The sequence below is a fragment of the Brevibacillus sp. FSL K6-6036 genome (assembly GCF_037964015.1).
Classification (GTDB): domain Bacteria; phylum Bacillota; class Bacilli; order Brevibacillales; family Brevibacillaceae; genus Brevibacillus; species Brevibacillus borstelensis.
This window is the reverse complement of record NZ_CP150173.1, coordinates 214,938-235,000: the sequence shown is the minus strand read 5'-3', so window position 1 is coordinate 235,000 and position 20,063 is coordinate 214,938. Positions and strand designations below refer to the sequence as shown.

General features: G+C 52.4%; 23 protein-coding genes (1 of these 23 only partly in view). All 23 read right to left on the bottom strand.

Annotated features, from left to right (window positions below):
• Positions 1-277 carry the start of a lysine--tRNA ligase gene (lysS, locus tag NST37_RS01325; RefSeq protein WP_003390348.1) on the bottom strand. 1,244 nt of this gene lie to the left of the window's left edge, so only the first 277 of its 1,521 coding nucleotides appear in the window; it begins with the start codon at positions 275-277; its stop codon lies off the left edge, out of view.
• A 101-nt stretch (positions 278-378) separates the two neighbouring features.
• Positions 379-855 carry a transcription elongation factor GreA gene (gene greA, locus NST37_RS01320; RefSeq protein WP_003390347.1) on the bottom strand — a complete coding sequence of 159 codons (477 nt, stop codon included), beginning with the start codon at positions 853-855 and terminating at the stop codon, positions 379-381.
• A 218-nt stretch (positions 856-1,073) separates the two neighbouring features.
• Positions 1,074-2,102, bottom strand: a complete 1,029-nt coding sequence (gene dusB, locus NST37_RS01315; RefSeq protein ID WP_003390346.1) for a tRNA dihydrouridine synthase DusB — start codon at positions 2,100-2,102, stop codon at positions 1,074-1,076.
• A 96-nt stretch (positions 2,103-2,198) separates the two neighbouring features.
• Positions 2,199-2,411 (bottom strand): helix-turn-helix transcriptional regulator, encoded by a 213-nt coding sequence (locus tag NST37_RS01310; RefSeq protein ID WP_003390345.1) that lies wholly within the window; start codon positions 2,409-2,411, stop codon positions 2,199-2,201.
• On the bottom strand, positions 2,363-2,893 hold the full coding sequence (gene folK, locus NST37_RS01305) for a 2-amino-4-hydroxy-6-hydroxymethyldihydropteridine diphosphokinase (RefSeq protein ID WP_031933454.1): 531 nt from the start codon (positions 2,891-2,893) through the stop codon (positions 2,363-2,365). The genes NST37_RS01310 and folK overlap by 49 nt, the downstream gene beginning before the upstream one ends.
• The gene (folB, locus tag NST37_RS01300) at positions 2,893-3,261 is read right to left on the bottom strand and encodes a dihydroneopterin aldolase (protein ID WP_003390343.1); all 369 of its coding nucleotides are present in this window, start codon (positions 3,259-3,261) and stop codon (positions 2,893-2,895) included. The genes folK and folB overlap by 1 nt, the downstream gene beginning before the upstream one ends.
• Entirely contained in the window at positions 3,254-4,450 is a 1,197-nt protein-coding gene (folP, locus tag NST37_RS01295) for a dihydropteroate synthase (RefSeq protein WP_203421482.1), read from the bottom strand. The genes folB and folP overlap by 8 nt, the downstream gene beginning before the upstream one ends.
• Before the next feature lie 63 nt (positions 4,451-4,513).
• Positions 4,514-5,359 (bottom strand): aminodeoxychorismate lyase, encoded by an 846-nt coding sequence (gene pabC, locus NST37_RS01290; protein WP_339186126.1) that lies wholly within the window; start codon positions 5,357-5,359, stop codon positions 4,514-4,516.
• A gap of 47 nt (positions 5,360-5,406) precedes the next feature.
• Positions 5,407-6,129, bottom strand: coding sequence for a twin-arginine translocase subunit TatC (gene tatC, locus NST37_RS01285; protein ID WP_024984120.1), 723 nt, complete (start codon positions 6,127-6,129; stop codon positions 5,407-5,409).
• A gap of 152 nt (positions 6,130-6,281) precedes the next feature.
• Entirely contained in the window at positions 6,282-6,530 is a 249-nt protein-coding gene (gene tatA / locus NST37_RS01280; protein WP_003390338.1) for a twin-arginine translocase TatA/TatE family subunit, read from the bottom strand.
• 20 nt (positions 6,531-6,550) lie between these two features.
• Positions 6,551-8,194 carry a PhoX family phosphatase gene (locus tag NST37_RS01275; protein ID WP_003390337.1) on the bottom strand — a complete coding sequence of 548 codons (1,644 nt, stop codon included), beginning with the start codon at positions 8,192-8,194 and terminating at the stop codon, positions 6,551-6,553.
• A 170-nt stretch (positions 8,195-8,364) separates the two neighbouring features.
• A complete protein-coding gene (pabA, locus tag NST37_RS01270) occupies positions 8,365-8,949 on the bottom strand; it encodes an aminodeoxychorismate/anthranilate synthase component II (RefSeq protein WP_003390336.1) in 585 nt (194 codons plus the stop codon).
• Positions 8,946-10,466: an anthranilate synthase component I family protein gene (locus NST37_RS01265; RefSeq protein ID WP_031933452.1), complete on the bottom strand. Its 1,521-nt coding sequence runs from the start codon at positions 10,464-10,466 to the stop codon at positions 8,946-8,948. Before NST37_RS01265 ends, pabA begins: the two co-directional genes overlap by 4 nt.
• 281 nt (positions 10,467-10,747) lie before the next feature.
• On the bottom strand, positions 10,748-11,680 hold the full coding sequence (cysK, locus tag NST37_RS01260) for a cysteine synthase A (RefSeq protein ID WP_003390334.1): 933 nt from the start codon (positions 11,678-11,680) through the stop codon (positions 10,748-10,750).
• 76 nt (positions 11,681-11,756) lie between these two features.
• A complete protein-coding gene (locus NST37_RS01255; RefSeq protein ID WP_003390332.1) occupies positions 11,757-12,656 on the bottom strand; it encodes a peptidyl-prolyl cis-trans isomerase in 900 nt (299 codons plus the stop codon).
• A 200-nt stretch (positions 12,657-12,856) separates the two neighbouring features.
• Positions 12,857-13,729 carry an Hsp33 family molecular chaperone HslO gene (gene hslO / locus NST37_RS01250; protein WP_003390331.1) on the bottom strand — a complete coding sequence of 291 codons (873 nt, stop codon included), beginning with the start codon at positions 13,727-13,729 and terminating at the stop codon, positions 12,857-12,859.
• 182 nt (positions 13,730-13,911) lie between these two features.
• A complete protein-coding gene (locus tag NST37_RS01245; protein ID WP_031933451.1) occupies positions 13,912-14,856 on the bottom strand; it encodes a sigma-70 family RNA polymerase sigma factor in 945 nt (314 codons plus the stop codon).
• A 372-nt stretch (positions 14,857-15,228) separates the two neighbouring features.
• Positions 15,229-16,125 (bottom strand): LysR family transcriptional regulator, encoded by an 897-nt coding sequence (locus NST37_RS01240; protein ID WP_339186123.1) that lies wholly within the window; start codon positions 16,123-16,125, stop codon positions 15,229-15,231.
• A 389-nt stretch (positions 16,126-16,514) separates the two neighbouring features.
• Positions 16,515-17,840: a uracil/xanthine transporter gene (locus tag NST37_RS01235; RefSeq protein WP_031933450.1), complete on the bottom strand. Its 1,326-nt coding sequence runs from the start codon at positions 17,838-17,840 to the stop codon at positions 16,515-16,517.
• Positions 17,841-18,321: 481 nt separating this feature from the next.
• Positions 18,322-18,900, bottom strand: a complete 579-nt coding sequence (locus NST37_RS01230) for a hypothetical protein (protein ID WP_003390327.1) — start codon at positions 18,898-18,900, stop codon at positions 18,322-18,324.
• 152 nt (positions 18,901-19,052) lie between these two features.
• Positions 19,053-19,466 carry a hypothetical protein gene (locus NST37_RS01225; protein WP_003390326.1) on the bottom strand — a complete coding sequence of 138 codons (414 nt, stop codon included), beginning with the start codon at positions 19,464-19,466 and terminating at the stop codon, positions 19,053-19,055.
• A complete protein-coding gene (locus NST37_RS01220; RefSeq protein ID WP_003390325.1) occupies positions 19,466-19,618 on the bottom strand; it encodes a hypothetical protein in 153 nt (50 codons plus the stop codon). Before NST37_RS01220 ends, NST37_RS01225 begins: the two co-directional genes overlap by 1 nt.
• 2 nt (positions 19,619-19,620) lie before the next feature.
• Positions 19,621-20,028, bottom strand: a complete 408-nt coding sequence (locus tag NST37_RS01215) for a hypothetical protein (protein ID WP_024984074.1) — start codon at positions 20,026-20,028, stop codon at positions 19,621-19,623.
• Positions 20,029-20,063: the final 35 nt, after the last annotated feature.

Genomic DNA, 20,063 nt, shown 5'->3' with positions numbered 1-20,063 from the left:
CCAAAAGCTGGGCAAAGTTGGCTTTCCCCATATCCCGTTTGGCCATCAGGCGTCCGGCAATGGAGACCGTCGGAGCTTCTTGTTCCAGCTCTTCCTTTGTCTTTTCGCCAAAGCGGCTGACAATATCGGCCGCGTGATCTTTCTGTTCAAACTTCTTCCCAAATGGGTCAAGGCCCCATTCTCGAAGCTGATTCATTTTGTCATGGCGCACTTGCAGCAACTCATGAAGACTTTCCTGTTGCTGTTCTTGCTGCTGTTGGTCTTGCTCGTTATTCATAGCCTCATTCACTCCTTACCATACCTTGGTGACGATTTGGGCGGCTGGATAAATAGCGATACGGCGTACCCTTTTATCAAGGTACGCCTTGTTTCAGCCGATTACAAGTTAATATCGAGAATTTCGTACTGGATAACGCCTGCCGGAACTTGCACGTCGACAATGGATCCTTTTGCTTTTCCGAGCAACGCCTGACCTACCGGAGATTCGTTGGAGATCTTGTTGTTCATCGGATCGGATTCAGCCGACCCTACGATCGTGTACATCACAATGTCTCCGAACTCCAGATCTTTCAGCTTCACTGTGGATCCTACGCTTACGACGCCGGTGTCCACGTCTTCGTTCGTAATGATGCGAGCGTTGCGCAGCATCTTTTCCAGGGTAAGAATACGCCCTTCGATGAATGCCTGCTCGTTCTTCGCCTCTTCGTACTCGGAGTTCTCGCTAATATCTCCATAGCTGATCGCTTCTTTAATCCGTGCTGCAACTTCCTTGCGTTTAACCGTTTTCAAATCTTCAAGCTCTTGTTCGAGTTTTGCCAAACCTTCTGGTGTGAGAATCACTTCTTTTTCCGACATGGTTCAATTCCCCCGTTTAAAATAATTCCTTTCGCACTGGGTAAAGTACAAAGGATTATATGTAGATGCTCTATACAATATACAGGCAGAACGTGAATGCCAAGCTGTCGACTCCAATTGTCATAGGGAAAGCTGCCAGAGTGAACTGGCAGCTTACGTCCCGATAATACGACGTATTATAGGATATGAAGGAACCCTTGTCAATGTTTAGGATACCGTTAGTAGCTCACTGCTTCTTCCTGGGGCAGAGCTGCTTCTTCATCCACATCGTCTGCATGGTTTTCGACCCATTCCACATACTCCGTCAGGACGCGGCGAAGCTCTTCTTCTGTCTCGACAGCGTTGATCAGGTTTTTCGTATGGGTAGAACCCTTTAAGCCTTTGAGGTACCAGGCGGCGTGTTTGCGCATTTCCAGCACGCCTACTCGCGGCCCTTTCAATGCGATCAGCCGCTCGGCATGCAGCATGCAAATCTCCATCTTTTCACGCGGAGTCGGCTCAGGCAGCAATTCTCCCCGGGTGAGATACTGGACGGTCCGGTACAGCATCCACGGATTGCCCAAAGCTGCACGACCGATCATTACGCCATCGCAGCCGGTTGTATCCAGCATGCGGCGAGCGTCTTCCGGCGAAGCCACGTCACCGTTCCCGATGACCGGAATGGAGACCGCTTCCTTGACGCGGCGAATCCAATCCCAATCCGCTTTCCCCTTGTACATTTGAACACGGGTGCGTCCGTGAACGGCAACGGCCTTGGCCCCTGCACGTTCTATCGCCTGGGCGTTTTCAATCGCGTACATGTGCTCCTCGTCCCAGCCAAGCCGCATTTTGACGGTAACCGGCTTCTCTACGGCATCCACTACAGCGGAAACCACTTCGTAGATTTTGTTCGGGTCCAGCAGGAGCCTTGCACCGGCATCGCAGCTGACGATTTTCGGAACCGGGCACCCCATGTTGATATCAATGATATCGGCGTTTGTATATTGATCGACATGTTTCGCCGCCGCTACGAGCGTTTCCTTGTCGCCGCCAAAAATCTGCAGGCTTAGCGGTTTTTCGCGCTCATCGACAAACAGCATATCCATCGTCTTCTTGTTTCCGTGCACGATCGCTTTGTCGCTTACCATTTCAGCGCAAACGAGACCTGTGCCAAACTCCTTTGCAATCAAACGAAATGCAGGGTTGCATACCCCTGCCATCGGAGCAAGAACGACGTTGTTTTTCAACTCAATGTTTCCGATTTTCATTTATCATTCAACCTCCTTTTCCCGCAGTTCCGCAGGGAGTCATACACACACCACGGCCCGACGAGTGGATGGAGAGGCTAAGCCCCAAGAAAAAAGTTATTTATTATTTATAGCACATAATTCCTCATAATCAACCTGTAAAGTGCTGGCGATCTTCCGCAGCACAGGCTCGGTCGGCATTCGCGTTCCTCTTTCCAGCGATCCGACAAAAGAGAGCGAGACGCCCATCTTTTCTGCCAGCGACTGCTGTGTCAAGCCTTTCAGTTTGCGGAATGACCGGATCCGGTTTCCCAGACGATTGTTCCCCATTTTTGTACCCCCTTGTCATCTTGCGGCAACAACCTGAGGAAATCGTCTAAAGGCCGGTTAAATACAGGCAGCAAGCCACCCTCCAAGACGTCGCGCAAAGGAACGAGCACGAAAGCCCGCTCTGTCATTGCAGGATGAGGGATGGTCAAATGCTCCTGATCCAGCGCTGTGTCTCCGTACAACAGCACATCGATGTCAATGGTCCGTGGCCCCCAACGAATCGTTCGCACACGTCCCAACTCCTGTTCGACTGCCAGTGCACTCTCCAGCAGCTTCTCCGGAGTCAGATCCGTTTCTACAGCAACAGCCATATTCAGAAACGCCTCCTGATCGACAAAGCCGACCGGAGCGGTTTCGTATGCAGGTGAAATGCGGACGACCGAAATCCCTTCTCGTCCGTGCAGCTTTTCAACTGCTTGTCGCAAATTATCCGCCCGATCGCCCATGTTGGAGCCGAGCGCCAAGTACGCACGCACCGTCATTAGGCACTACCCTCTCTTTTGCGGCTCATCTCGATGGCAACGGAATCATAGTGGCCGTTGATCGGAGGATCAGGCTTTGTCACCCTGACTTTTACTTCTGAAAACGGAAACGCCTGCAGCAATCGATCCGCAATCCGCGCGGTCAATGCCTCCACCAGGTTGTAACGCTCTTTTTCTACTATTTGTTGCACACAATGAAATACATCGGCGTAATTCACGGTATCGTTTAGGTCGTCGCTTGCTCCTGCCCGAGACAAATCCATAGACAGTTCCAGATCGACATAAAATCGCTGCCCCAGCTTGGCCTCGGCTTCAAACACTCCATGATAACCGTAGAACGCCATTCCATTAAAATAAATTTTATCCAATTAGGCCGCCCCCTTTCAACATCGCGTCCATCATGGCGGTCACTCGCTTCATTTCCTTGACGTCGTGGACACGAACAATCTGGCAGCCCTTCGCTACGCCTAAAGCTACCGTGGCGGCAGTCCCTTCGAGGCGCTCCTCCACCGGCAGATCCAGGACGCGCCCGATCATCGATTTGCGCGATGTTCCCAGCAGGACCGGATAGCCAAGCGCCACCAGGTCATCCAATCGGCGCATCGCCTCGAGATTTTGCTCCAGCGATTTGGCAAAGCCGATGCCCGGATCGAGAATGATCATCTCGTCACGGACCCCCGCTTCCCTGGCAATCGCGACGGACTTACGCAAATCTCTGACCATATCGCTGAAAAAGTGGGTGTAGGCGGTATCCTCGCGGTTGTGCATGAGAATAATCGGCACCTCATGCTGGGCGGCCACTTCTGCGATTCTTCTGTCTTTTTTGGCTCCCCAGACGTCATTGATGATATGGGCGCCGGCACGAATCGCCTGATCGGCTACCTCGGACTTGTACGTATCGACCGACAACGGAACGGAAAGCTCCTCGACCAGCGCACGCACAACCGGAATCACCCTGTCCAGCTCCTCGGCCAGCTCTACGGGAGCCGATCCCGGACGGGTCGATTCTCCGCCGATATCAATGATGTCCGCACCTGCTTCTACCAGGGCACGCGCCTGGGCTATCGCCCGCTCGATGTCCGTATAGCGGCCGCCATCGGAAAAGGAGTCAGGCGTGACATTTAAAATCCCCATGACAAGCGTCTTTTGTCCGAGCGGCAGCACATGGCTTTTGCAGTGAATGGCTTTTCTTTGCCGAAGCTGGCGACGCATCGCGAGCAGCTCCCGCACTTCCGCAGCCGCTACCCGCAGTCCGTCTGTCTGATCCGGGATGCGTTCGAGCAATGCCTGCCACTGTCCGTATGTACCCTTCATATATAGGTCGGTTAAATCGGGAAGAGCCGGATTGTCGTGCATGACAGCGTCTCCGCCGAGAAGCTGCATCTCTTTTCGCAGCAATGCCGCCTCTTCAAAAGCAAGCCTCTCGACATGAATCTGCAATGGCTCTCCCGCATCGGCAAAACGCTCCCTGTCGGCAGGCTTGACTCCTTGGCAGGCGAGCTCTTCTTCTACTTCCATGCGGTTTTGGGCGTGAATCACGAATGGATTATGAATCATGAGCCTTGCTTCCTTTCGCGTCTTGAATCTCTCGTTGACATGTTGTCTGATAGCATACCATAATTACCCACCACACGCTACAGACTCACGGTACGCCAGGTGCAGCGCCTGCGTATAGCTTCCATAAGCGGCAGGAAGTACCTTTCCATTCACCTCTGATACCGGAACGATCTCCTGGACGGAATTCGTCACAAACGCCTCGCTGGCACCCTCCAGCTCCTCCAGGCGATAAAAGCCCTCTTGCACAGGGATGTCCAGCTTTTGGGCCAGATTCAGCACGTGCCTCCTCGTGACCCCGTCCAGTATGCCCGTTTCGACTGCGGGCGTAAACATGCTGCCGTCTCGAATCCAGAAAAGATTGCTCACGATCCCTTCGGCCAGATAGCCGTCATGGGTCAAAAGCAGGCCTTCGACGTCGGTTTGGTTCCCGACCTCCAGACGGGCCAGGGCATTGTTCAAGTAATTGTGCGACTTGAAGCGAACCGGGCCTTCCGCTGTCTGGCGGGGAATCGACAATACTTGCAGCCGCTTCGGACGAGGGGGCAGCGCGATCGGCGGAACGCTTTTTGCAAAAATAAACAGGGACGGACGAGCATATCCTTCCGTCACCAGTCCTACACCCTCGTTGCCTCCCGTTATGCTGATCCGCACGTATGCATCCGCAAGGCCGTTCGCTTTGGCTGTTTGCAGGATGGCCGCCTCCAGCTCTGCGGAGCTCCAGGCATTCCTTATGTGCAACGCCAAAAGCCCGGCGGATAACCGGGCGAAGTGTTGATCCCACAGAAACAGCCGTTCCTGATAGACACGCACAGTCTCAAACAAGCCGATCCCGTACAAAAATCCATGGTCCAAAACAGACACCGCCGCCTGCTCGGCAGGGACGATCTGTCCATTCACATACACGTACATGGCATTCTCTCCCGCTATCCTTCTTGGAGAGCATCATACCATATTTCTCAGCCGATCTGCGCGGTCTCCTCCAGCCGTTTGCGGTGGATGAAACGGGAGATGGTGATCGACATTTCGTACAGAGCGATCAAAGGGACGATCACCAGCACATCGGAGACCAGATCAGGCGGTGTAATCGTGATGGAAATGACCGAAAGGAGAAAATACGCCGGCTTTCGCAGCTTGGCCAGCCGGTGCGGATTGAGAATGCCCAGATGGCTGAGAAACAGCACGATTACAGGCAGCTCGAACAAAAGTCCAAACGGAACGCAAATATTGAGCATGAATGTAAAGTAGTCATTCGCCGTGATGACGAGATCGAAATTGCCGTTGGACAATCCGAGCACAAATTGATACATCAAGGGAAACAATACGAAGTAGGCAAAGCCGAGCCCGATCAAAAACAGGAAAAAGAGCGCCGGTATATACAGCATGGCTACTTTGCGCTCCTGCTCGGTCAGTGCCGGCACGACAAAACGCCAGGCTTGATAAGCGATGATCGGGATGGTGATGGCAATCGCTCCGACTGCGGAAAGCTTGATGTAGATCGACAAAATGTCGTTGGGACCGAGAATCGCCAGCTTTTCCTCCGAACGGCTCGCCAAAAAATGATAGATGTGATCTACGAACAAAAAGCACGTCACGAGACTGATGACAAAGGAAGCCAGAACGATGATCAGTCGGCGGCGCAGATCGGTCAGGTGTTCGAGAAACGGCATGGCTCGCCCCATGGCTCACTCCTCCTCCTCGTGAAAAAGTACACAAAGCCCGGTAAAAATGGCACAATGCGGCTTAAAACGACCGGGTTTTCTCAATATATCCTGCCGGGCAGCGGCAAAGGGCAGTGCGCGCGCGGCACACCACCCTTCTCCCTGCAGATGGTTTAGTTAACTCGATTCAAGGATTCTTCACCGTTTTTGCCGGCAAGGACGACTGCCTTGTCAGGCGTATCCTTGTCCTTCTGCTTTTTCTCGTCGTCCTCGTCCTTGGTCAGATCTTTGGCAGCCGACTTGAATTCGGTCAGGGTGCGCCCAAAGGCTCTCCCGATCTCAGGAAGCTTGCTCGGACCGAAGATGACGAGGGCAATGATCAAAATGAGGATAAGCCCGGGAATACCGATGCTGGACAACATGGCTGGCTACACTCCCTTTTTTAGAAGCCGGTAACAGCGATAACACCCGGCATGGCGACAGCATTGCCGCCTTTTGGCCAGTGGCTGGTCGGCTGATCGTAGGATTTCAGGTTTTCACCAGGATGCTGGACGGACAGGAACAGGGTCGTTTCATCCGGAGTAAACCACGGTCCGGTCATTTCCGCTCCTACTGGCGCAGAAGCAAATTGTGCCACTTCTCCTTTGTTTGCCCCGGTTGTCGGGATAAAGAAGATGCCGTTGTTGCCAAACGATTTGTAAATGCCGCTGTTCATGGACGAGGAAGAAATGTCCGTCACAACCCACAGGTTGCCTGCGCTGTCGAACGCCATGTTGTCTGGAGCAGCAAATCCGCTTTGCGGTCCGCCGGCGGCAAAGATTTCAAAGGTGAAGTCCAGACCGGCATGGTTGCCGTCTTTTTCAAACAGGCGGACAATTTGGCCGTAGAAATTTCCGTGCTTGGAGTTGTTCGTCATGGCGATAAAGACACTGCCGTCGATTGGATGCACTTCTACGTCCTCCGGGCGATCCATCGGAGTCGCTCCCACTGCTTTTGCAGCTTCGCGGCAATTCACGAGCACATCCGCCTGAGAGGCAAACAACGCTTTGCCGTCACTGTCGGTCGCTTTTTGCAGCGCTTCGTTGGAGGCGAAATCAAGTGCGATCCACTTTCCTTTGCCGAAGTTGGCTACATACAACGTGCCTTCCTCCAGCAGCTTGGAGTTTTGTTTGCCGGCGCTTGGATTGAACTTTCCTTTGGAAACGTACTTGTAGACGTACTGGTCGTTGGCGTCATCGCCCATGTACACGACAAGCTGTCCGGTAGGAGCGATGACCATCGCTGTATTTTCATGAGAGAACCGTCCCAGGGCCGTGTGCTTCTTCGGTGTCGATGCGGGATCAAAAGGATCGACCTCGACAACCCAGCCATAGTGGCGATTATCCTTCAGTCTGCAATCGTCGACGACATCCTGGAAGTTTTCTTCGCAGGACAATATCGTGTTCCACAAGGTCACTCCGCCGGAGCAGTTGGCGAAGGTACCGATTACTTCTTTGGCAAGGGAAGCGGCGGGGCCCGTCAATTCATGTTTGGTCAGCCCGCTCACACGGCGGCCGTATTTGGAGTCTGGAACCAGCTTCCATCTGCCGCCCTCGCGTTTTACCTCTACGACCGAGCCGCCCAGTGCGTACAGATACTTCTGGACTTGCTCTGCGGTGCGCTTGTTTTGCTTCGGATCGGCATTCAGCACATCGTAGCCGGTAACGTAGTACTCCAGCTCGCCCAAGTATTCATGATTGACCCAGAGGAGGCCGTGATCGGCGCTGCCGTCGATCGGCAGGAAGCAGGTGAAATCAGCATTGAACCCGAATGTATCCCCGTTCTGATTGATCCTGTCTCCGTAGACTGCGATCACATCATACTTGTACCCGCTAGGCAGCACAACATCGTCCTTGGTGGATGGCTCAATCGGCTTGAATTTCGGATTGAACTTGTGCTTCTTGTCTTCCAGCCCAAACAGATGATCAGCCGTTTTCCCGGAGATCGATTGCCCTGCAGCCAATGCAGGAATGCCTGTAGCCAGAGAGGCAAGGGCTGCCGTACCTGCACCCAGATAGGTCAAAAATTGTCGACGGTTCACGTCCATTCGCGTTCGCTCCTTTGTCTCTTTACTCACCTCCCGATTGTACAAGCCGTTCGTCTAGTTACTGTGAAAGCATGATTAAGAATGCGTAAAACTGTTTGTATGTTCTGTAAAGAAACAAAAAAGACCGCTCGCAATTTACGAGCAGTCTTGGACTATCGTGTTGTTGTACTCTATTTCACAGGTTCCTTTGCGTATGCTGTCAGGAAGTTTTGCAGCAGCTTCTTGCCGTGTTGGGTAATGATCGACTCCGGGTGGAATTGCACGCCCTCGATCGGATATTCGCGATGGCGCAGGGCCATGATTTCCCCTTCTGCCGTTCTCGCGGTCACTTCAAGCTCGGGAGGCAGCGTCGCTTCCTCCACGATCAGCGAATGGTATCGCGCAGCAGTAAACGGCGACGGAATGCCGGCAAAGATCGTCTTGCCGTCGTGGAACACCTCTGACGTCTTGCCGTGCATCAGACGTTCCGCGCGAAGCACCTTGCCTCCGAACACCTGACCAATCGACTGATGGCCCAGGCATACGCCCAGGATCGGAATTTTCCCAGCGAAATGGCGAATCGCCTCCATGCTGATGCCCGCTTCGTTGGGCGTGCAAGGCCCGGGGGAAATCATCAAATAGTCGGGGGCCAGTTGTTCGATTTCTTCCAGCGTGATTTTGTCATTGCGGCGGACCTGCAGCTCCTGCCCCAGCTCGCCTACATATTGCACCAGGTTGTACGTAAAGGAATCGTAATTGTCAATCATCAGAATCATACGCTCTTCTCCTCTCGACTCTTCTTTCTGTTCTCGCTCAACTCCAAAGCCTTCCACAACGCTTCCGCCTTTTTCAGCGACTCGAGATACTCCGCCTGCGGCTTGGAATCAATGACGATCCCTGCACCTGCCTGTACATGCGCCATACCGTCCTTGACGACCATCGTACGGATCGCGATGTTGGTCTCCACGTCACCGTGAAAGCCAAACCAGCCGATGGAACCGGTGTAGACGCCGCGTTTGACGGGCTCCAGCTCCTCGATGATTTCCATCGTCCTGACTTTGGGCGCTCCTGTGATTGTCCCGCCCGGAAAAGCGGCTGCCACAGCGTCAAAGGCATCCTTGTCCTCCGCCAGCTCCCCTTCCACGTGAGAGACGATATGCATGACATGCGAGTATTTTTCCACGACCATGAACTCGCTGACGTGCACGCTGCCATAGCGGCTGACCCGCCCGAGATCGTTTCGCTCCAGGTCGACCAGCATGACGTGCTCGGCCCTCTCCTTCTCGTTTTCGACCAGCTCTTGCACGAGCGCGTTGTCCTCTGCCTCATTTTTCCCGCGGGGTCTTGTCCCGGCGATCGGGCGCGTGCTGACCTTTCCGCCCTTCGCCTTGATGAGCAGCTCCGGCGAGGCGCTGACCAGCTGAAATTCGGGAAAATGGAGGTAGCCCATGTAAGGGGACGGGTTCAGCTTGCGAAGGACATCGTACACTTCCGGGGCCGACACTTGCATCGGCTTGCTCTGGCGTACAGAGAGGTTCACCTGAAAGACGTCGCCAGCCGAAATGTAGGACTGGACCCGGCGTACCGCTTCCTCAAACTGCTCCTGGGCAAACGATACCTGCACAGGTTCCTTGGACTCCAGAGGGCGTTTTCGCAAGGCATCCCAATCGCTGCCGTCCTCGCCTTTTTCCGCCAAGGCAACGCGATCCAGCTCCTCGGCCAGCCGTTCCAGCCGAATCCGCGCAGCGTGGTACGAATCTTCCGTCAATGAACCGGAGGGCAAATGCGTCAGACAAAAGCATTCACGTGTCGCATGATCAAAGACAAAAACGTCTTGCATTATCATAACATACAGATCGGGCAGCTGTAAGTCGTCCAGGGCAATCTGCGGCAGGCCCGGTTCAAAAAAGCGGTTCATCTCGTAGCTGAGGTAGCCGACTGCTCCTCCGTAAAAGTCGGGAAAGTCCGGGATGGCCGGTGTCCGGTAGCGGGCCAAAAAGCGCCGCAGCGCATCCAACGGATTTTCTCCCTCGAGAGCCTCAGTCCGCTCGTCCGCATAAGCAACCACCGTATAGTTGTTCCTGCTGCTGACTGTTGCGATCGGCTGACAGGCGAGATAGGTGTAGCGTCCTGCACGGCCGCTTTCCAGGAGTACAGCCCCCTCCAAGGACGGCTGCAGAGCTTGCAGAAGGTCCCAGGGGTCCAGGCTGTCCGGCCATGCCACACGCTTTGCTAACGGGACGTAAGGATAAGAAGCTGCATATTGGGTCAGATCGGAAAAGGAAGGCACGATCACAAGGTTCACACTCCGGTATGCATACTAAAAACATCTAGCACTAGCATATCATAACCGCTGCCCTTGTCCTTAGCTGTTTGTTGCCAATGTCCTTAGCTGTTTGTTGTTGCCAATGTCCTTGGCTCCTGTTTGTTGCCAAACGGCTTGCTTCTAGGCTGCGGTTGCCGTCGTCACTTTGCACGGGAAAGCCCGCCCCACTGTTTCCAAACAGAGCCTTTTCGGTACATAAAAAAGACGCCGGCCGAAGCCGACGTTCTGTTTGCCATTTTGTGATGTCCTTATTCTTCGAATTGATACAGCGGAGTGGAGAGGTAGCGTTCTCCGTTGCTCGGAATGACGACTACTACCTTTTTCCCCTTGCCCAGCCTTTGGGCCACCTTGAACGCAGCATAAATGGCAGCTCCCGAAGAAATGCCGCCGAGAATTCCTTCGTTGCGGGCTACATTGCGGGCCGTTTCAAAGGCTTCTTCGTTTTCGACCTTGATAATCTCGTCGTAAATCTCGGTATCCAGCGTATCGGGGACAAAACCGGCACCGATTCCTTGAATCTTGTGAGGACCTGGCTTGCCTCCAGAGAGAACAGGGGAAGCTGCCGGCTCGACTGCGATGATCTGCACGCCCGGAAAATTCTCGCGCAGCACTTGACCTACGCCCGTAATCGTACCACCGGTCCCGACACCGGAGATAAATGCGTCGATGCCGCCAATCTCTTTGCCCTGCTCCAGCAGCTCTTGTCCCGTCGTCTCACGGTGAACCTTTGGATTGGCCGGATTTTTAAACTGCTGCGGAATAAAATAGGAAGGGTTCTCCTTAACCAGCTCCTCCGCTTTTCGGATCGCTCCGCCCATTCCTTCTGCGCCAGGCGTCAGTACCAGCTCAGCTCCATACGCCCGGAGCAGATTGCGCCGTTCCATACTCATCGTCTCAGGCATGACCAAAATAGCCCGATACCCTTTGGCAGCTGCTACCATTGCCAGGCCGATACCGGTATTTCCGCTCGTAGGTTCAATGATGGTATCGCCCGGTTTCAGTTTCCCCTCTGCCTCGGCTGCCTCAATCATAGCCAGTGCAATCCTGTCTTTGACACTGCTGCCCGGATTGAAGAACTCCAGCTTCAGGTAAATGTCTGCCATGTCTTCGCTGACAACCCGGTTCAGCTTTACCAGAGGTGTATAACCGATCAAATCCGTAATCGAATTGGCAACACGCATGTCTCCGTCCCCCTTTTAATAACCGAGTAAATTGGTAGGTTTTATTGGTTAATTATATCAATGAAAGCCCATCAGGTCAATTGGGCATTTGCCCATTCTTCACCCCGACGGATTGGCGCAATCGCTCCAGTACGGCATCGAGGGATTCAACCTGTGCCAATGCCATTTCCCTGCGAATGTCTTCCTTCGCCTGCTCGAATGTAATCTGCTCCGCTTCTTTCCGGTCCGAAAGCCGATAAATGTAGTATTTCCCGCCGCTCTCCACCGGGGGGCTGTTTTTCTCCAGCTCCAGAGAAGAGAGAATGGTTTTGGCCTCGTCAGTGAGGCTGCTGTCTGTAAGCGAGACCCAGCCCGCATCCCCGCCGTTTGGCGCCGTGAGCGGATCGATGGAGCGTTCCTTGGCGAGCGTGGCAAAATTGGCCCCGTTTTTCAATTCCTGCAGCACCTGCTCGGATTCCTCGCGGGAAGCGACGACGATTTGCCACAATCTCACTTTCATCGGATGGGTGTAGCGGTCAGCGTGGGTGGCGTAGTACGTCCGCAGTTCTTCGTCGGAAATGGAAATATCCTGGATAGCCAGCTCCTGCAGCAGCATTTGATAGGTGATTTCCTGCTCTACAGCTTCTGGAGTCGTGCCTCCCTGCTGCTTCAGGGCATCGCGAAACTCGCTGTCTGTCTGGCTTCCGTAGCTCTCCCGGATTTGGTCCATTTCTTTGCTGATTCGTTTGGGATCAATCGTGATTCCCAGCCGCTTCGCCTCCTGAAAGACGGCCTCCCGATTGATCATATCAGCAAGCACCTGCTGGCCGTGCTTTTCCTTCAACATCTCGATCCAGTCGGCCTCGCTGATCGTCCGATCTCCCACCACGGCTGCCGTATGCAGCTTGGCAGCGGACTGGTACCACGACCAGCTCACTGCCAAAAGCAGCAGCACCAGGGCGGCAATCAATCCCCACAGCGTCTTTGTATTGTTCACGCCATCTCCTCCCTTGCTTTTCCAAACGATTCAAAAACAGAGCTGAGACTTGTACCGCCGCAAAACGGATACAGCGGAGCGCAAGCAGGACAAAGTTAGCAGGACAAAGAGGACGGACCGCAAACGCACGAAGTCACCAACCCCTGTACCTCGGGACCGACTGCTTCTCTATCCCGGAGTGCCAGAAATGAGGCTGCCATTTACATGTTCCTGCGAATTTCCTCCAATTCCGGCTTCTCGAATAGGTATCGCTCGTTGCAGAAATGGCAGTGAGCCTCTGCTTCGCCCTGTTCGGAAATGATGCTGTCCATCTCATCTTTTCCGAGGCTGATCAACGCGCTTTTTACCTTTTCGTGAGAGCAGGAGCACGTAAAGTGAATTTCGGTACGGCTGAGAATTTTCGGCTCATCCAACACTTTTGCCAGAATTTCTTCAGGTGACAGCTGATCCGCGATCATCCGGGAGATTTGCGGGATTTGGCCCAAGCGCTCTTCGATTTGCGCGATCACATCATCTGGCGTGTTCGGCAGCAGTTGAAGAATAAAGCCGCCCGCAGCCAGTACGGAGCGGTCTTGCGGATTGACCAGCACCCCTACGCCGACCGCGGAAGGCGTCTGTTCTGAGCTCGCAAAATAGTAGGTGAAATCTTCGCCAATCTCGCCGGATACGATCGGAGAGCTGCCGCGGTATGGTTCTTTCATGCCCAGGTCCTTCGCCACATTGAGAAAACCATCTGTTCCTACCGCGCGGGCTACGTCGAGCTTCCCTTTCTCGTTCAGCTCAAAGTGCACGTGGGGATTCGTCACATAGGCAATTCCTTCCCCGTGGGCATTGGCCTCTGCCACGATCTGCCCGATCGGACCTCCGCCTTTGATTTTTACAGAAATTCGCTCCTCGCCTTTCAGCATCGCCCCCATCATCAGCGTTGCGGTCAAGGTCCTGCCTGCAGCAGCAGCTGCCGTATTCCACATGTCGTGGCGTCTGCGCATTTCCTCGACGGCATTCGTCGTCCGGGCAGCAAAAGCGCGGACATGTCCGTTAAATCCGGTTGCTCTTATCAAATAATCGCTCATAAAGCGATCCTCCTTCTCATAGATGAAATGAAGAGTATGTTCCTACCAGTTTACCACAAGAAGGGCCGGACTTCTCAAGCGAGCCCTGCTTGTAAGTGTACCCCTTTTACCAACACGCAAAAAAACCCCCTTCTTCCAGACAAGGGGGTGAATATGCAAAGTGTGTTTTTTAAGTAAGCTCGTCAGGTCAAATAATCCTTCAGGACGCGAGAGCCTTTTTGCTTGCGCAGCCGATCAATCGTCGTCGCTTCGATCTGGCGAATCCGCTCGCGGGTGAGGCCAAACATCTTCCCGACCTCTTCCAAGGTGTATACCTGATCGTTGTAGAGTCCGTAGCGCATGGCGATAATCTCCTGTGCGCGCGGGCTGAGCCTTTCCAGCGCGGCATGCATCTGGGAGCGAAGATCGACCTTTTCAATCCAGTCGTCCAGCGACGTCTCCGGGTCGTCGACAATTTCCGCATAGCTGAGGTATTCATCCTCATGCTCTGCCCATAAGCTGTCGGAATCCGGCTCGTCATCAATCGACTCCATTTTCAGCATCAACGCAAACTCAATCGCCTCCACTTTTTCCAGAGGCAGCTCCAACAAGGCGGCAATCTCCTGTCGGTCCGGCGTACGGCTGAGCAGATGGGCCAACTGAAGCACCTGTTTTTGGTACTGCCGAATTTGCTCATGCATGTGCACAGGAATCCGAATCAATGCACCCTTGTCATTGATCGCCCGGGTAATCGCCTGAGAGATCCACCAGTGCGAATAATGGTAAAGGCGAACACCGCGTTCCACGTCAAATTTGTCAATGGCAGTAAACAGACCAATCGTTCCTTCCTGTATCAAATCCAGGAAGGGCATTCCCTTTCGAAGATGGCGCAAAGCCGTGCTGACTACGTACCGAAGATAGGCACGAACGAGTGTCTCACGAGCAGCCAGGTCTCCGTCACGCTGATAGCGAATCAGGCAGTCCAACTCTTCTTCTTTGTCCAGCATGGGTGTTGCAGCGACGCCTTCCAGAAACAGCAGAGCCGACGTGTCTGACCGCAAGGAGCGCGGCACGGCGATACCCAACTGAGCTTCAACTTCCCGCCAGCGACGGGGAGTGGACTGGAAAGTAGATGTACTCACAGTCATATGCAACCCTCACTTCTCTGAGAGAATATTCAAAAAGCAAAGCGTGGTCAGCCTTTTGAACAAACTCTTTTGAATGAATTTCCACGATGAGGTTCAGCCTGTTGAATGCTTGCAAAAAAGATCATGCTGTTACACGATGGTACTGTAAACGTATTTCGACAAAAAGCAGATCATTCCTGCCTGTTTACAGAATATTAACGGAAATGTAAGCAAATTATTGCTGGTAGCGCTTCCATTATCAGGCGTTGGCTCATCTGTGTTTGTTCCATCAAAATAGCTTCTGCTCAAGAGATTGAGAGGGGCAGAACAATCCGTCGAATCATGACGAAACCTGTAGAAACAGAGTGGATCTCCACTGTTTATAGAGTGAGGCTACTGTGCCCTCCCTCCTGGGCCTATACCGGATACCATTTTGATGAATTGTTCGGCGGTTTTCCCCAGATAGGCATCCTTGTTCCAGATAATCCCGTAGCTCGCTGCCAAATCGGTCTCCTTTATTTCGTACGCATGAATATGATTTCTCTGCAAGTACTCAAACACGCTTTTGGGGACGATCGAGCTTCCGAAGCCCGCTTCAACCAGTTCTCCCAGCAACAGAATATCTGAGCATTCACAGCGTACATTCGGAGTGATATTCTGTTTCGCAAATTGCTCCATAATATAATGAAAGAGACCGGAGCCGGAGGTGCTCGGCAAAATAAGCGGCTGAGCCCTGATGGCCTCCAGCGTGACCGGTTCGCTATGTAAACGGCTTTCTTCACTAGAGGTAATATAATAGAACGTATCTGTTTGATAATGCAGGACAGAAAAATCAGAAAGATCGATCGGAAAACGAATAAACGCAAGATCGATCACTCTGTCTCGCAACAACTGGCATAGATGCGTAGTCTCATTTTGCTGAATTTTGTAGGTGACATATGGATAGGCTCTCTGAAAGTCCATCAGAAGCCCTGGCAGTTCCGGCACGGACAATGTATTTACCCCGATGCGCAGCCTTCCTCTTACACCCATTCCCGCTTCCTTCACTTTTACAGCAGATTCCTCCATCTGCCTGACGATCTGCAAGGCATGCCGGTATAGTTCCGCACCCGCTTCGGTCAGCTCCATCCTCCTACCCTTGCGAATCAATAAGGGGACCCCGAGCTCCTCTTCCATTTGCGCGAGCTGTTGGCTGAGCGGGGGCTGGGACATATGAAGCCGCTTCGCTGCAGCAGTCAGATTCTCTTCCTCCGCAATGGCAATAAAGTAACGCAGCTGCCTGACATCCATGTTACGTTTCTCCTTTTACCCATCACTTCTATTCTCTCTCCTTACCATATCATATTGGGGCTTGCTTACAGGTGCTTCGTTCGATCGCTCAGAGTTGTTTATTTTGATCCTCAGTCTTGTTTATTGGCTCCCATGGGCTTGTTTATTTAACCTTGGTCTTGGTTATCCGCTCCTACAGACTGTTTATTAATCCTCGGTCTTGGTTATCCGCTCCTACAGACTGTTTATAATCCTCGGTCTTGGTTATCCGCTCCTACAGACTGTTTATAATCCTCGGTCTTGGTTATTCGCTCCTACAGACTGTTTATAATCCTCGCTCTTGGTTATTCGCTCCTACAGACTGTCTATTTCGGTCCCTTCAGTCCGGGCTGTAAAAAAAGAAAAGCCGCTTACGAGCGGCCTGCTTCTTGTTTGACTTCGATTTTGGCAAGCAATTTGTCCCAGTCGACCAGCTTTTCCATCAGGATGGATAAAAACACGCCCATGATCAGACCATTGGAGATGACGGGCTGAAGCAAAACAGGCAGACTGCCGAAAAAGGCTGGCTGAACATTCATGATACTGACGCCAATCAACACCGGAGCGGCAATCCGAAAGATCGTCTCCGACGTAAAGATCGTACCTTTGATGGTATGCAGCGCTGTCCCGAACAATTGAAGGTAAGCAACCAATAAGACCGCATTGCCCACGGTCAGAGGCATCGTTCCGAGAAAAGCGCTGAGTGGCGGGATAACCCCGAGAAACGCAAACATGATTCCGCTAATAATGAACGGCTTTCGGTTCAGCAGCTGGGTGCTTTGCAGAAATCCGATGGAAGACGTAAAAGGAGTATACGGCACCAAGCCAAAAATAGCCGAAATCAAAGCAAAAATGCCCGTAACGAGAGTAGATCGCCTGTATTGACGATTGTCCGCCTGCTCCTTGTAAATGTCGGCAGCAGCTTGTATGGAAACAAACGTATTGGTCAGATTCAGCAGTCCCGCAAAAAATGAGACAGCAATGATTCCGTACTCCAGATTGGGAAAGCCGAAGGGGAACATGCGGAAAGTAACGTCCGCATTGCTCGGAGTCGGAAGATCGGACGGAAACAGCATCCGATAGAAAGCCCAACCGACAACCATGCCGATGAGTATCGAAAAATTGCCCAATCCTTTTTTGCCTTTGATCTTCAAGACACTCACGAAAACGACGACCCCGATGGAGAACAGCGCGACTGGAATGTCCACGGTGCCCTGCGCGGTTGTGATAAACATTCCTTTGAAAAAAATAAAAATGAGCTGAAAGGTCAACAGGAAGAGATAGACACTCATCACCATGGGTGTAATGATTTTTTGTACGAGCGGAAGGAGGTTGAATACAGCCAGCAGGATGATCGTGGCACCTGCCAGCAAAATCCCCGTCGCGATTCCTCCCCCGACCGCATGTATATCCATTCCAAGCGCCGATGCGGACAGACCCATATTGAGGATGAGTCCCCACATCAGGCCGGAATGGCTCTCCAGGATCGGATAGCGATGTCCGATCCACCCTTGCAGAATGCAGGCGATGCCGGTGAATAAAAAAGAGCACCGGATCGTCGCCTCAATCGCTTCCGCAGAAAGCTGAAACGCCGCTCCGACCGTTATGGGCACGACAACTGTGTTGGCAAAAATAAAAAAAAGCCACTGCACCGAGGACAAAAGGGTTACGGCAGCTTCTTTCTTTTTAACGAGCATGAACACCGCCTCCGCAATCAGCCATACATCATGACAGCGATACTATGACGTTATGCTAACACAGAGGCCCCATTCTCAAAAGTATCGATTTCCTTGTTATGGTATATGGAAAGGATATAGATTCGTAGCGGGACAAAGACGGGATCTTGGGCTGGGACCCTGGCTAGGTACTCTGTGACTGGGTGCTTCGTGCTGGATACTTCGTGACTAGGTACTTCGTGACTGAGTATTTCGTAGCTGGGTACTTCGTGGTTGGAAGCATTTGTAGCTGGGTACTTCGTGGCTGGGTCTTCGTGCTGAATACCTTGTGAAGGGGGACCTCAGACTGGGGATTTTGGTGTTGGGTACTTCGTAGTTGGATTGGTCAGATAAAAACCTCGGATGAAAAAACAAAGCGACCGCATTTGTTTTGCAGTCGCTAAAATGGAGCCAGCTCTATATGATTTGGATCAGGAAATGATCTCTCTCGCCAACTCTTTTTTCACCATTTGACCTCCTCTACGCTGACCACCGGAAAAGCATGTGCTGGCAGCACGGGAACAAAAGGGCGTTCATTCACATAGGCAACGACGATATGAGAGGGGCCTACCATCGTTTTTGGGGCCAGCCGGAGCTCTTCTCCTTTTTCCGTCATTACCGTGATTTGCAGGAGTCCTCCCGCTGGCCTTCTGGCTCCTGTAACAACCCTGTCGAGCGAGAAGTCCGATCCATTGAAACGGAGAAATAGCTGGTGGTCGTTTCGCCATGATACAAAATCGATGTAATGCCGTACAAATGACAATGAATCCGTCGTAACGCTGTGCCCGGACGGAAGATACTTGTTGCCTTCCCGACGATATCCGCCGTTTTCCAGCATGCGCCTGTCGAACCGATCTAACGCTTCTTTTTCTAGTAAGTCAATGACGCCTTCGGTCTTCAAAACCGGATTTATCGCAAAAGTGGCGTGATGATTGGACAGTTCCAACAACATTTTGACTTCCGTTTTTTTCTGCATCGCCAGATCGGCATCGACCACAAATACACCTATTAATAGAAAGAACAGCAGCGCCGAAATGGACAATATGTTTATTCCCGTACATATCCCTCCGGAATCGTATTCAAAATACGCCGCAGATCTAGCATCACCAAACAATCTATTGGTCGATGTTTCATTCAGTGAAACGATCAGCGACCACGATCAAACGCCGTAAAGCTCTGAAGTGTACAGAGTGACTACAAATCATAGTCCATCATGTTCACCGTCCCATGCCGCACAACTCTCATCGTTTTCTCGCCGGGAAGCCAAGATACAAAGAGAGGAAACGGAAGCTCTGCCTGAAGGACAAATTCGTCTTCGTGGCTCCACAGAACAGGGTCTGCTGCCCGACTCCGCTGAATGTGGATGATCAATTCCTCTTCTGAAAGGGTTAACGATTTTTCTGCGAGTTCCTGTGACATAAAGGCACGGACTTTCCCCAATACCTCCGCATCCCCTCGGCCTCCGTGATTACTGATGTATTTTGTTGCGGCGGCGCTTACCTCCAGTAATTCGTTATGCGTTTGAACCACTGTGTGGACCTGCAAAATGCCCATCGGAACCAATAGCAGCACCATCACCTGCAAAAATACTGTGATGACTTGTCCCATCACTCGGTACCGAACCTTGTCACATTATGCAGAAGCTTTTCGAAAAACTGCATACTCACAGCCAACAGATTATCGGGACCTGTCATTAATACGTGGACGGTCAGCGGCAGTACCAGTACCATCAGTCCCAGGATTGCAAGGATTTTGTTCATAGTTACCACCCCGGGTCAAAATACTCGGAAGGACGGCTTCCGGTAAACGTAAAGGCCTTCTCCCCCTCCACAAACCGATTCATCCACTGAGAAAGACGTGATGGATAAACAGAAAGCGAGAGGGTGACCATTTCGTTTCGTTCCTTTCGGGCCCGTATGCCTTCCATCCGCGGATGACTCCCGGAGAAGGCGTCCCCAGAGACGTCCCACCCCAAGTCTCGCATCCTTTGAACATAATAATCAGCAAGTTGCGGCTCCAGATAGCCAATATCCTGCATGTCATCAAAGGCGTCCGCGTAAATGCTGCGGGCAATGGCTCGTTCCATGGCATACATCTCGTATGCCCCAATAGCGGAGAAAAGGATCAGCATAACAGCCAGGCAGATGAGAAAAACCTTCAATTTCAGCATGTTTTCTCCGGCAACGACCAACGCTGCCCATCATA